Genomic DNA, 12369 nt, shown 5'->3' with positions numbered 1-12369 from the left:
GTGTGAGGTTGTGTTTTCTTTCTTCATCAAAAATTCATAAATTATTCACGGCTTATTCAAGCGGAAATTGTACATTATCTATAGATAGCATAGGAGGCTACCCTATATATAGGATTAAGATGGAAGGAGAAAGCTTAATGATTAACCTGCGCCAGCAAAAGTCCACCGATGAACAGCCTGTGGAGGGCTTGAAAAGATTGGGACAGTATCTCAATGAATTGCGCTTACACCGTGATCTCTCGCTGGCCCAAGTAAGTAGCCGGGTGGGGACGAATTCTTCCTATCTCTCGGAAATAGAACATGGCCGCAAAATGCCTGACGACAACCTGATGCGCGACCTGGCTGAGTTTTACGGTTTGGATGAGAACAAACTTTTTGAGATGGTTGGCAAAGTTCCTTTAATTGCCCGCGAAGAATTGGAGAGCAATGTTTTGCTGCAGCGAATATTGAAAGAAATTGCGGGCACCCCATTTAATTCCGAGACAAAGCAAGAGCTTTATGTGAGATTTTATCTTACATTCAAGAAGTTTGCTTATAACGGTGTGCAGTGAACCACTGTTGCCCGGAGCACGGCATTCTTGAGCCTGAACGGAAAAGTTCTCCGGTTACAATACTGTAACTGAACTTGAAAATTGGAGGCATAAGATGTGAAAGTTAAGGTAATAGTTGCATCTCTGGTCATGGTAGCAATTGTTGGGGTTTGGTGGGGACTTGCAGCCGCGAAACCGGGCAGTACCACACCGAATACTACGTCTAATACAGGCGCTGCGCAACCGTCACCCTCTCTTTCTCAGACGAATCCGGTGGTCGATGACCAAGGAGGAATCCAAGTCGGAATTAGGTGGGAGAAACAAGATGCACAATCAGGGACGCAAAAATTTTTAATAGAATTAAATAACCATGCTTTAGACCTCGATAGTTTTGACTTCTCCCGCAATGTCCGGCTTCAAGTTGATAGTATTGATGTCCCGGTGAGCATTAAGGCAGCCAACAATAGCGGGGGAGGGCATCATGTCTCGGCTGAGATTATTGCCCAAGGTTCGGAACTGACAAAGCTCAAAAATGGCAGCCGAGTGTCCTTGATTGTGGAGAATCTGGGCGATACACCGGCCCGGACGTTTTCCTGGGAGTATTAGAGAAGGAGAGAGGCAATTGAGTGCAACTGTAATCGTCATAGCGTTTGCGGCCGGGGTTCTTTCCTTCCTTTCGCCATGTATTATTCCGATGCTGGGAGTGTATTTTTCCCTCATAACCGGTTTAACTGTTTCTGAACTTAAAGAAGCGACGCACGATGCCGTTCTCCGGCGCAGGGTAGTGAAGAACACCTTTGCCTTTGTGGCCGGTTTTGCCGTGGTCTTCATTGCAGCCGGGGCTTTAGCAGGAGAATTTGCATCTTGGCTGAACCGCTGGCAATGGGTTCTTAGTATTCTGGGAGGTTCGGTTGTCTTAATTCTGGCTCTCAAGATGCTGGGTCTGTTCGACTTGCCTTTTCTGAGCCGCTTGCATTGGGAGCCCGCATTCTTTGAAAAGGTTAGGACCAATTCCACTCGAAGTGCGTCGGCATCCTTTGTTGTGGGTTTGTTGTTTGCAGTTGCCTGCTCGCACTGCATTGCCCCTACTCTTTTCACAATTCTGGCCTTAGCCGGGGCTACCCAAAATCCTCTAAGCGGCATGATTGTGATGTTCTTCTTCTCTGTCGGGTTGGCTATTCCGTATACCTTGGCAGGTCTGTCCTTTAATAAAGTTACGCAGGGCTTGAAACGCTTCCGCACCAAGCAAGTGATTGCCGAGAGGCTTGCAGGCTTGCTTATGCTCTATATCGCCTACATCCTCTATACCAACCAGCTTACGGAAGTAACCGGTTTCCTGGCTCGTTTTATGCCCCGTCTGCCTATCGGCATGTAACAGAATTAAGTTAAATCTTGAGGAGGTGGAAATCTATGGTAGGATTTCTTAGTCAATATTGGTGGGTAATTTTGATGTTTGTGGTAATGCTCTTTATGCACCGATCCGGTGCGGGGGGCTGCTGCGGTGGGCACGGCAGCCACGGCGGCCATGGCCGACACGATGGACGTGATGGTCATAGACATGATGGTCATGATGGGCATAAAGGTCATGACGATGGTTATGCTGGACGCGGTGGGCAAGATAGCACGATACAGTAAGAAGCTATGTGGGCAAGATCTTTATGCAACGCAAAGTATCAACGAACTAATTGTTATCACTTGCGATAGTGCCATTGACGTTAGGGTCGATGGCACTATAATTTTGTTTAATAATAGATCATTGCTATCATGGTTGTGATCATCATACTCGGTTTAACGGTTAACAAGCAAAAAACAAGAGATTATCAATATAAAGCCGTAAAGACAAAAATTTTCAGCCAAGAAGTACCGGCAGTGCTATAATTATGGTAAAAGGGGGCTACGGAAAATGAATTTAAGAATATTTAAGGGATATGAGAGGTTCGAGGATCATTACCCGACAGAGGCTGTAAAATATGCCTTGGCCAATAAAGAGAAAGCGATCCCAGAGCTGCTTGAGATATTGGAATATACTATAAGTGATGTAGAAAATCTATCAAAAGACAATAAGTATCTGATTCATTTTCCAGCCATTTACATACTGGCTTACTTTCGAGAGGAAAAAGCATATGAAAGTATGATAAAGATTGCATCTCTGCCGGATGAGCAAATATTTGACTTACTGGGGGATTCGGTCACCGAGGATTTCAAAAATATTCTTGCTTCGGTCTGTGATGGAAATATTGAACCGATTAAAGGCATTATTGAGAATTCTTCATTGGATGAATTTGTTAGAACAGAGGCCTTAGAATCTCTTCTGATCCTATTGAATCATGGAGTGGTATCGAGAGAACAGCTGGTGTTCTATTTCAAACAACTTTTTAATGGAAAGCTAGAGGTAGACTACAGCTATGTGTGGGACATTCTTCCCAGGTGCTGTTCGTTAATACATCCTTTAGGACTGACAGACGACATATTAAAAGCGGTAGCAGATGACAAAGTAGTAGAGATTCTTGCTGACATTCCGTTTATGAATAAACAGGTTAATAGATCTATGAAAGAGGTTCTGGATGAACTTAAGGAAGATGAGGATTATTCCTTTATATCTGAAGAGGATGTTAATTCGTTGGAAGAATGGGTTGGGAAATTTACAGATGAAGAGGACGATGAGGAGGAATATCTATTTGATAAAGATTATAATGATGAGCATGAGGATGAGATGTTTAAGAGGATTTTCCATGACGAATACGAGGAAAATAGAATTTTTTCGGTGAATGTTCCTTACAGACGGGAAAACTTTGTTGGACGAAATGATCCATGCCCCTGTGGAAGCGGAAAGAAATATAAAAAATGTTGTCTTGGGAAAGAAAAATAAAAATATGAGGCAAACATAGACCGCATTTCCGATTTAGAAATCTCATATGGTAAACCTACAGAACAGCTTGAGATATTTACACCATACAGAAAAGATGGACCGAAAATTTAGCCAGACTATTGTGATGATTACCCATAACGAGGAAATTGCCCAATTTGCGGACCGGATTATCCGTATTGAGGATGGTCATTCTGGCCATAATGCTCATCACTACTCTGCCTGATTATATTCAAGGTTATCTCATTATCTACAACATTTTTGAAATCTCCGTGGTACGGGATATCCGTTTTTACGGGAGCGGCTCTTTTTTCACTTCTCACCGTATGGATCAGCTCCCGAAAGCCGGGGAAAATTGCCGGAGCTGTTTCACCGGTTGAGGCTGTGAGGTATACAGAGCAGGGATTAGGCAAGGAAAGACGTAACAAAAAGTCCTGCGGTAAAGAAAATACGGGGACTATCTCTAAAATGTCTGTCTCCAACCTGGCCCGAAATAAAAAGAAAACGGCCATCGTTATCACTTCCATGTCTCTCAGCCTAATTTTGCTCAATTCTGTTTTCACGCTCACCAACGGTTTTGATATGGACAAATATTTTTATTACATTTGTGGTGGGTGCGTTATTCTCCTATGGTGTGATTCAGTCCTTAGCCGTCAATTTGTGGTTTTTCCGCTATCGCTTTACCATACTGCCAATGCTCCTTTCCTCCCCGCTGCTTATTATGGTATCCATGGTGATCCCCCTTACTACAGAGGTACAAACAGGCAGTCTATTGTTGAACGCCTGCGTGAATCGGAATAGTCGACAAAACAGAGAGCAGCTCTACTCCATCTGAAGTAAATTTCCGTTTATGATAAAATAACCTTGAGGTGCGAGCTGCGAAGCAGCAGGAATCAAATGAAACTGCTGAAAGACCAGACCGAACAAATCGTCATTGAACTTTTTCGAGAACTTCACCGGGAAGGACATACGATTGTAATGGTCACCCATGATCCGGAAGTTGGGGAACTGGCCCAGCGCCGGGTGAGACTGGAGCACGGGAGAATCGTGGAGCTGGCATAGAGTTGGCAAAGCAGCTTTATTGGACTGCGCGCAAATGAAATTTTGGGAGTATTTAGGGTAGTACAAGGAGAGAAACAGCATGAAGCGACTATTTATTATGGTAATACTCTTATTTGCTCTCTTTTTGTAAACGGGTGTACTGGAACCCAAGCGACGCAAACAACAACTCAAACACCGCAAACACAGCCTGGTACTCCCGGCAATGCAGTAAGCGGACAAAATGCTGCTCAGGACGTATGACGTGACCAACTCTAAGCTATGGAAATTGGGCAAGCATACTCCTATGGGCCAACAGCTCGTGGCAGGACAGGATCTAACGGGCCTGCTGGAAAAGGCTCCACCGAATCACCAGACACCGGAGTTCTGGGGTAAGATTTCTAAGGTAGGGACTTTAAAGAGTACACAATAGACTGTACAAGCTTTCTAAAATCATGTATCATTAAATCAACTAAATACTAGGGATGAGTGATTCTTTCCTGAGGGAAAAGAATTGAAAAGGGAAATCAGTAAAAGCTGATGCGGTGCCCGCCACTGTTAGAGGGAGTTAACTTACACTCTGTCACTGGAATATTATCCGGGAAGACGTAAGTTGATGAGGATCTTAAGCCAGGAGACCTGCTCATACCAAACACACGACGACCTACGGGATGTTAGGGAGGTATGCCTGTGTCACTGCTCTTGATTGATACCGGTTAAGCTTTGAAAACCCTTTCGTTGGTGGAGGGTTTTTTGTTGTTTTAAGCAGTTGTAAGGAGGAACAATTTTGAAAGAAATACCCCAAAAAACTAGCCGCCCTAAATGGATCCGTTACGGAATATCAGTTGCAGGTATACACCTTTTAGGCATGATTTTGCTGTTTTTGAATGTCAAGCAATTTCCTCCATTGCTGGGATTTGCTTTCTTGGCCTATACCCTAGGGTTACGCCATGCTTTTGATGCTGACCATATTGCCGCTATCGATAACACAGTGCGCAAACTGATACAGCAAAAAGAGGATCCGACAGGAGTAGGATTTTTCTTTTCGCTTGGTCATTCTACGGTTGTCTGTATTATGGCAATCATTACGGCTTTTTCAATGCATTGGGCCCAACAGAACATCCCTCAATTAAAAGCTGTCGCAGGACTCATCGGTACTATGGTCGCCGGAAGTTTTCTTCTTCTCATTGGGCTTTTTAATCTTTACATTTGGTTCGATATTTACCGGTTCTTCGTAAAGATGCGTCAAGGGGAGTATGATGAGGAAAATCTTGATCAGCAGCTTCTAAACCGTGGCTTGATATCACGTTTCTTAAAACCAGTGTATCGTTTTATTAACAAGAGTTGGCATGTATACCCGCTTGGCTTTTTGTTCGGGTTAAGTTTTGATACTGCATCTGAAGTTGCCTTGTTAGCTATTTCAGCGAATGTTGGGACTCAAGCGATGCCTTTTACCGTAGTACTGTCCCTTCCAATTATATTTGCTGCCGGTATGAGCTTGATGGACACTGCGGATGGAGTTTTTATGACAACTGCCTACCATTGGGCCTTTTCCACTCCGTTACGCAAGATTTATTATAATTTATCGGTTACCGGTCTTTCCGTAATCGCAGCACTGTTTATCGGTCTAATTGAATTGGCCCAGATAATTACCGCAAAGCTAGGACTAAACAGTGGAATTTGGGGATGGATACAGCATTTGAACTTTGGGGGTATGGGCTATATATTAGTAGGACTTTTCATTGTGGCATGGGTCATTTCCTATTTGCTGTGGAAAATATTAAGGCTTGAAAATGCCTGATGGTTTTACGCCGGCAGGTAAAACGAAAAAGTTGTTCCCTTTCCTAGTGTACTGTCGACCGTTATTGTTCCGCCCGACTGCTCTACTTCCAGAAGATGACTCGCCATGTAATTAAAAACGCTGTAAAAGAATAACGGCTCGCGCTACTTTGTTTAGCTGATTATCCGGTTTGACCTGAGTTTTCTCGTAAAGCTAATGATCAAAAGGAGACTTGTTTTTTAGTAATGTGGTAGATAGCCGTAAGCATCATTCTTGCTACAGCTATGACAGCCCGTTTGTGGCCACGGCGGCGTTTGATCGCTTCATAGCGATAACGAAAGTGCGGAAAATTCTTATCCTTTATTACTGCATTAGCGCATTGAACCAGCAAAGGCTTGATATAAATACCGGCACGGCTAATACGAACAGATTTTTTCTTACCTGCACTCTCGTTGTTTTGAGGGGTAAGGCCAGCCCAAGAGCAAAGGTGTTTAGCAGTTGGAAATACCGACATGTCAGCACCAATTTCCGAGATGATTGCAATAGCAGAAAAATCTTTAATGCCTGGTGTCGTGGCCACAACTTAATCTCTTTGCTGAATTGTTCAGATAGCGAAATAACAGTTGATTCAAGCTTTGCGATACACGTTTCAACATCATTATAGTGTTCCAGACATAGGGAAATTTTTTCAGCTTGTTCGCTGGATATTCTACCTTCAAACGAATGTCATCTTGCTGATTTATAACTAGCTTAGGCTATCACCCCTTACTTTTACAGCCGACAAGATCAAAGCCCAACTGGCTCAGTTAGACGCGCAGACGCTCCAGGCCCAAAGAGATTTAAAGGAAAAACAAGAGGCTACAAGGAAGGCGCGGGCGCAATTGCTGGCTGCCCAAAAGGAACTCGCTGCCAAGCAAAAGGAAGTGGATGAGCGGCGGCAGGTACTTGGAGCAAGGCTGCGTGCGATTTATGAAGTTGCTCCCATCAGTTACTTGGAGATTCTTTTTCAGGCGACTGACCTTGGTGACTTAATTACACGTTTTGAATACCTGTCAAGGCTAGTCCAAAACGACCAGAATTTGCTGGAGCAAACGCGTTCAGCTATCCAGGATGTTAACGAACGAACCAAGGTGCTCCAGGCAACTCAAGACCAGGCTGTTCAGTTGGAGGCTCAGGCACAAGCTGCCAGGGCCGCTCTCAACAATAAGCTCCAGCAACAGCAGGCCTTGCTAACCCGTGTTAAGAAGGAACAACAGGAAGAGTGGGAAGAGATCGAAAAGCTTGCCGCCCAGGAACAGGCATGGCAGGCGAAAATACGCCAACTTCAGGTCGCGAACAAGTCAGGAGTCAAAAGCTCGATCACGACTTGGCCCCTACCCGGTTATTATGAAATCAGCAGTCCATTTGGTTGGCGTACAAACCCTGTAACAAAGAAACAGGGACAGCATTTAGGGATTGACATACCGGCTCCAACCGGCACGGCGATTTTGGCTGCTGCCTTCGGAGAAGTGATATTTGCCGGCTGGGACAACATCTACGGATATTTTACGGTAGTGGATATTGGGGGCGAAACAACGAATACTTATGGTCACCAGTCCAAATTGGGGGTAAGCGTGGGTCAACGCGTTCAGGCCGGACAGGTTGTGGGTTATGTCGGCTCCACCGGCTGGAGTACCGGGCCTCACCTTGATTTTGGGGTGAGGATTAACGGCAAGCCGGTCGATCCGTTACCGTATTATCGTTAACTTCCGGTTTTCGCCGAGTGCGGGGATCCACCTTACTCAATGATCATGGACTGCCATAGAATTATGGTCAAAGAAGTCTGGTCCCGCGACCAGGAAATATACTGCGGCAGCGACTAAGAACATTCCCAAAGCCGGACGCAAATAGCGAGTAAAGCGATTAGGCTTGAACAACTTACGTACCCAGGGCGAGAAAGCGAACCCCAACGGCAGACTGTGACCCAGGCCAAAAAACCCTAAAGCCAATGCCCCGAACAACGGATGCCCGCCGGCCATTACAAAGGCACTTACGGCCAAGATTACCGGTATCGTACACGGGGAGGGAGCCAGAGCAAAAACTGCTCCCATCGCCCCGGGGTTTAGCCCTTCCCGGTTGATGATAAATCGGAACAACTGAGGTGGTTTATGTCTGAAAACCTGAAACCCGTGGATTGCAATGGGAAGTCTAACCCCTAACAGAATTAGGCCAGCGATCAGATATAAAAACCCGAGGAAGGAGGTCCAAAACCATCCTGGCAGGGTCAACACCTTACCTAAGCTTGCGGTCACCACCCCTAAGAGCATTAAGGTGGTGGTGAACCCACCCATAAATAAAAAGGACCTTTTAAGCCCGCTTTGCCTATTGCCCCCGATGACTAACGGTGCCATGGCTCCCATACATGGATTAATGGAAAGGGCTAGTCCTGCCCCAAACATAATCAATATGGAAAGCAAGGAACCTTGAGCCAAGCTCGAACTTAGATACTGGATAATTTCCTCCATAATAAAGCCTCCCTTTGTCATGGTTTCAAAAATTATTATGACAAACCAGGGTTGCTTAGACTCCAGGAATTCGAACTTTTTTACATTACCGGGGCAAATTCATGAAAAATTCATCGGAAATTCATCTGAAATTCATAACCTAAGCGAATTAACGCTTGAAAAAAATAGTATAGGGGAGTATCCTATATTTGAAAGCAATAATTAAAATATTGCCAAATAAAATAGTCATAATGATTGTTAATTAAGGGGGAATAAGAAATGTTTGGATTTGGACGTAAAGCTAGGAAAGAGCATATGGGGCGCAGTCAGATGGAACATGGTGAACACCCTCAGGCAGAGATGGGTGGTCATGTGCAGGGTACAAGTCATTCCGGGCAGAAAATAGTGCTGCGGGTGCAAGGAATGACATGCATGCACTGCAAGATGTCTGTGGAAAAGGCTTTAAATAGTGTACAGGGCGTCGAAAGCGCCAGTGTGGACTTGATGCGCAAAGAGGCGGTCGTAAGCGGTTCGGCAGCAAAGGATGTGCTGGTCAAAGCGGTGGAAGATGCCGGCTATTCTGTGGTTGATTAACTTAAAAGGGATCAGATGAAGGGGTGTTCTGTTTTTTTTGCCGGGAAACATAGGGTAGACTCCTATACTATTTTCTCTGAATGGTGGTGAGCTAATGAACAAACCGGTTATAAATGTCTCATGTGATTACCCAGATATAGCAGAGGAAAATGGTAATCGCAAGAGTCATCATGAAGACAAGACGATTGTACAGCTCATCGCCCGGATGAACCGGATCGAGGGTCAAGTCCGGGGTATTAGAGGAATGATCGAACGTCAAGTGTATTGTGATGACGTCTTAAATCAGATTTCTTCCGCCCGGTCTGCCCTCGACGGGGTATCCAAGTTACTTCTGGAAAAGCACATGAAATCATGCGTGAGGGAACGGTTAGAAACCGGCGATATACAAGTAGTGGACGAAGTCTTAAAAACGGTGTTTCGCATGATCAGATAATCTCAAGTAAATATTAAGTAGCGAGGGAATCACGTAGATTTCCAAGTGGAGGTGAATATTGTGAGTGAAATGACAAGAAGCGAGAATTTAGCGCAAGTAAGTTTGCCCGTACAGGGAATGACCTGTGCCGCTTGTGTGGCGAAAGTGGAAAAAGTCCTGAAGAACCTTGCCGGTGTGCAGGAAGTGCAGGTCAATTTGCTTTCGGGCAAGGCGGCTGTGGCTTATGCAAGTGATCAGGCCGGAGTTCCCCAAATGGTGAAAGCTATTCAAGACATCGGCTACGAGGTGCCGGAGGAGGAGATCCTGCTTACCGTACGCGGCATGACCTGCGCGGCTTGCGTTGCTAAAGTCGAGAAGGCTGTCAAGGGGCTGCCGGGAATAACGTCTGTTGTGGTCAATTTACCGGCTGAATCCGCCAAAGTGAGATTTTATCCGGGAGCGGTGGATAAAACCCGGATCAAGAAAGAGATCAATGCTCTAGGCTATGAAGCTTCGGAAAAGCTTAGCGGCCAAGATGCCCTGGATCGGGAGAAAGAGGCACGGCAAAAGGAGCTCAGGTACCAGACCCGCAATATGTGGATTGCCTGGCCGCTCGCTCTCTTGGTAATGGTCGGGATGTTCCGGGACATGTGGATCTTCCCCTATTTCGTACCCGAGTTTTTGGGCAATGTGTACGTCCTGTGGGCTTTGACTACCCCTATTGCCTTTATCCCCGGCTGGCAGTTTTTTAAGCACAGCTGGAACGGCCTTAAGCGAGGGGCTACAGATATGAATCTCCTCTATGCAACGGGGATTGGCGCTGCCTACATCATTGCCACCATCAACACCTTTTGGCCTAACGCCGGTTTCGGCGGGCGGGGTGCCACCTTTTTCGAATCAGCGGCTTTACTCACGGCTTTCATTGTCTTAGGCCGTTATCTGGAAGCGCTCACCCGCGGCCGGACCTCGGAGTCTATCCGCAAACTGATGAGCTTGCAGGCGAAAACGGCCCGGGTTATCCGCAATGGTGAAGAAATGGAGCTTGCCGCCGATGAAGTGGAAATCGGGGATATTGTAGTTGTGCGGCCCGGGGAAAGTATTCCGGTGGATGGCGAAGTGACCGAAGGGTATTCAGCCGTCGATGAAGCGATGATTACCGGGGAAAGCATGCCGGTGGAAAAACGTCCCGGTTCTCAGGTCACCGGTGCCACCATCAACAAGACTGGATCATTTAAGTTTAGAGCCACGCGGGTCGGCAGTGAAACCGCTCTCGCTCAAATCATTAAAATGGTGGAAGATGCCCAGGCTTCCAAGGCACCCATCCAAAAACTGGCGGATTTTGTGGCCGGCCATTTCATCGCCGGAGTTCACGTGCTCGCTTTGATTGTCTTCTTCTTCTGGTTCTTTATCGGTTATGCTTCGTACTTTTCCCCGACGAGTCAGTTTATTCTCTCTCCTTACAGTTTAGCCGAAGTTGGGGTGTTCGGGTTCGCCCTGCTCCTGTCGGTTACGACCTTGATCATTTCTTGCCCGTGCGCCCTTGGCTTGGCCACTCCCAGTGCAATTATGGCTGGAACAGGCAAAGGGGCGGAGAATGGTATCCTGTTCAAAGGGGCCGATGCCGTGGAAGCCAGCAGCAAGCTGAACGCGGTTGTTTTCGATAAGACCGGAACCCTGACCAAAGGGGAACCCTCTGTGACTGATGTGTATGTGACGTCGGGTTTTGTCCGCAATGATGTGCTCAGGTTGGCGGCGATGGCCGAAAAGCCGTCTGAGCATCCTCTGGGGGAAGCGATCGTGCGGGGGGCCAAGGAGGAAGGCTTAACGATCGAAGAGATAGAGAATTTCGAAGCGATACCTGGACACGGTGTGCGGGCGGCCTATCAAAGTCAGGCGATTTTGTTAGGAAACCGCCGCTTGATGCAGCAGCAAAACATCGATATCGGGAACTTGAGCGCAAAGATGGAGCAACTCGAGAGCGAGGGCAAGACCGCCATGCTGATGGCCATTGACGGTAAGGCCGCCGGGATCATCGCGGTCGCCGATACTCTGAAGGAAAATGCTAAAGTTGCGGTCGAACGCTTGTACCAGATGGGTGTGCGGGTAGCCATGATTACCGGGGACAACCGGCGGACGGCTGAAGCCATAGCCAAGCAAGTTGGGATTAAGACAGTAATGGCGGAAGTACTGCCCCAGGATAAGGCCGCCGAAGTGAAAAAGCTGCAAGAGAAGGGTCTGAAGGTAGCGATGGTGGGGGACGGAATCAACGATGCCCCGGCCTTAGCCCAAGCCCAAGTTGGGATCGCTATTGGCTCCGGTACTGACGTAGCCAAAGAAACCGGAGACATTATCCTCATCAAGGACGATATCCGTGATGTGGTCGGGGCCATCGAAATCGGGCGAGCTACTATGCGCAAGATTAAACAGAATCTGGTCTGGGCTTTCGTGTACAATGTCACCGGGATTCCCCTGGCTGCCGGTATCCTTTATCCTTTCACAGGGCTTCTGGTGAGCCCGGAATTGGCTTCCTTCTTCATGGCCATGAGTTCGCTATCCGTGACCATGAATACACTGCTCTTAAAACGCTATCAACCATATTTCCGGAAAGAGCAGGAAAAAAATGGCATACACCCGGTACATCAGCCGCAACCGGCACGTTAAGCGGA

15 protein-coding genes and 1 riboswitch are annotated in these 12369 nt (G+C 46.7%); of the genes, 12 read left to right on the top strand and 3 right to left on the bottom strand.

Annotation, left to right across the window (positions count from 1 at the left end):
• The first annotated feature begins 137 nt into the window (after positions 1 to 137).
• From ACYQ2N_RS05130 to ACYQ2N_RS05110, 5 genes are all read left to right on the top strand, one after another.
• Entirely contained in the window at positions 138 to 551 is a 414-nt protein-coding gene (locus ACYQ2N_RS05130; RefSeq protein ID WP_459997945.1) for a helix-turn-helix domain-containing protein, read from the top strand.
• Positions 552 to 647: 96 nt separating this feature from the next.
• The gene (locus tag ACYQ2N_RS05125; protein ID WP_459997944.1) at positions 648 to 1136 is read left to right on the top strand and encodes a hypothetical protein; all 489 of its coding nucleotides are present in this window, start codon (positions 648 to 650) and stop codon (positions 1134 to 1136) included.
• A 16-nt stretch (positions 1137 to 1152) separates the two neighbouring features.
• Complete coding sequence (locus tag ACYQ2N_RS05120; protein ID WP_459997942.1) at positions 1153 to 1905, top strand: cytochrome c biogenesis CcdA family protein; 753 nt, start codon at positions 1153 to 1155, stop codon at positions 1903 to 1905.
• Between the two features lie 126 nt (positions 1906 to 2031).
• Positions 2032 to 2304: a hypothetical protein gene (locus ACYQ2N_RS05115; protein ID WP_459997941.1), complete on the top strand. Its 273-nt coding sequence runs from the start codon at positions 2032 to 2034 to the stop codon at positions 2302 to 2304.
• 129 nt (positions 2305 to 2433) lie between these two features.
• Entirely contained in the window at positions 2434 to 3399 is a 966-nt protein-coding gene (locus ACYQ2N_RS05110; protein WP_459997940.1) for a DUF1186 domain-containing protein, read from the top strand.
• 167 nt (positions 3400 to 3566) lie between these two features.
• Here the strand turns inward: ACYQ2N_RS05110 and ACYQ2N_RS05105 are convergent, their stop codons facing one another.
• Complete coding sequence (locus ACYQ2N_RS05105) at positions 3567 to 3959, bottom strand: hypothetical protein (protein ID WP_459998004.1); 393 nt, start codon at positions 3957 to 3959, stop codon at positions 3567 to 3569.
• 334 nt (positions 3960 to 4293) lie between these two features.
• On the opposite strand from ACYQ2N_RS05105, the gene ACYQ2N_RS05100 reads away from it, so the two are divergent.
• From ACYQ2N_RS05100 to ACYQ2N_RS05090, 3 genes are all read left to right on the top strand, one after another.
• Positions 4294 to 4458 carry a hypothetical protein gene (locus ACYQ2N_RS05100; RefSeq protein ID WP_459997938.1) on the top strand — a complete coding sequence of 55 codons (165 nt, stop codon included), beginning with the start codon at positions 4294 to 4296 and terminating at the stop codon, positions 4456 to 4458.
• 241 nt (positions 4459 to 4699) lie between these two features.
• Positions 4700 to 4867, top strand: a complete 168-nt coding sequence (locus ACYQ2N_RS05095) for a cytochrome b5-like heme/steroid binding domain-containing protein (protein ID WP_459997937.1) — start codon at positions 4700 to 4702, stop codon at positions 4865 to 4867.
• Between the two features lie 37 nt (positions 4868 to 4904).
• A riboswitch (cobalamin riboswitch) is annotated at positions 4905 to 5095 on the top strand.
• Between the two features lie 126 nt (positions 5096 to 5221).
• Positions 5222 to 6235 (top strand): HoxN/HupN/NixA family nickel/cobalt transporter, encoded by a 1014-nt coding sequence (locus ACYQ2N_RS05090; RefSeq protein ID WP_459997935.1) that lies wholly within the window; start codon positions 5222 to 5224, stop codon positions 6233 to 6235.
• Between the two features lie 199 nt (positions 6236 to 6434).
• On the opposite strand, the gene ACYQ2N_RS05085 is transcribed toward ACYQ2N_RS05090, so the two are convergent.
• The gene (locus ACYQ2N_RS05085; protein WP_459997934.1) at positions 6435 to 6794 is read right to left on the bottom strand and encodes a transposase; all 360 of its coding nucleotides are present in this window, start codon (positions 6792 to 6794) and stop codon (positions 6435 to 6437) included.
• A 301-nt stretch (positions 6795 to 7095) separates the two neighbouring features.
• Here ACYQ2N_RS05085 and ACYQ2N_RS05080 point away from each other — a divergent pair, with 301 nt between their 5' ends.
• Entirely contained in the window at positions 7096 to 7959 is an 864-nt protein-coding gene (locus tag ACYQ2N_RS05080; protein WP_459997932.1) for a M23 family metallopeptidase, read from the top strand.
• 36 nt (positions 7960 to 7995) lie between these two features.
• Here ACYQ2N_RS05080 and ACYQ2N_RS05075 read toward each other — a convergent pair whose 3' ends face one another.
• Positions 7996 to 8718 (bottom strand): cytochrome c biogenesis CcdA family protein, encoded by a 723-nt coding sequence (locus tag ACYQ2N_RS05075; RefSeq protein WP_459997931.1) that lies wholly within the window; start codon positions 8716 to 8718, stop codon positions 7996 to 7998.
• A gap of 339 nt (positions 8719 to 9057) precedes the next feature.
• Here ACYQ2N_RS05075 and ACYQ2N_RS05070 point away from each other — a divergent pair, with 339 nt between their 5' ends.
• From ACYQ2N_RS05070 to ACYQ2N_RS05060, 3 genes are all read left to right on the top strand, one after another.
• Positions 9058 to 9291 (top strand): CopZ family metallochaperone, encoded by a 234-nt coding sequence (locus ACYQ2N_RS05070; protein WP_459997997.1) that lies wholly within the window; start codon positions 9058 to 9060, stop codon positions 9289 to 9291.
• 94 nt (positions 9292 to 9385) lie between these two features.
• Positions 9386 to 9724: a metal-sensitive transcriptional regulator gene (locus tag ACYQ2N_RS05065; RefSeq protein ID WP_459997930.1), complete on the top strand. Its 339-nt coding sequence runs from the start codon at positions 9386 to 9388 to the stop codon at positions 9722 to 9724.
• 69 nt (positions 9725 to 9793) lie between these two features.
• Positions 9794 to 12364 carry a heavy metal translocating P-type ATPase gene (locus tag ACYQ2N_RS05060; protein WP_459997996.1) on the top strand — a complete coding sequence of 857 codons (2571 nt, stop codon included), beginning with the start codon at positions 9794 to 9796 and terminating at the stop codon, positions 12362 to 12364.
• Positions 12365 to 12369: the final 5 nt, after the last annotated feature.

The sequence above is a fragment of the Paradesulfitobacterium aromaticivorans genome (assembly GCF_054657415.1).
This window is presented reverse-complemented; position numbering and strand designations above follow the sequence as displayed.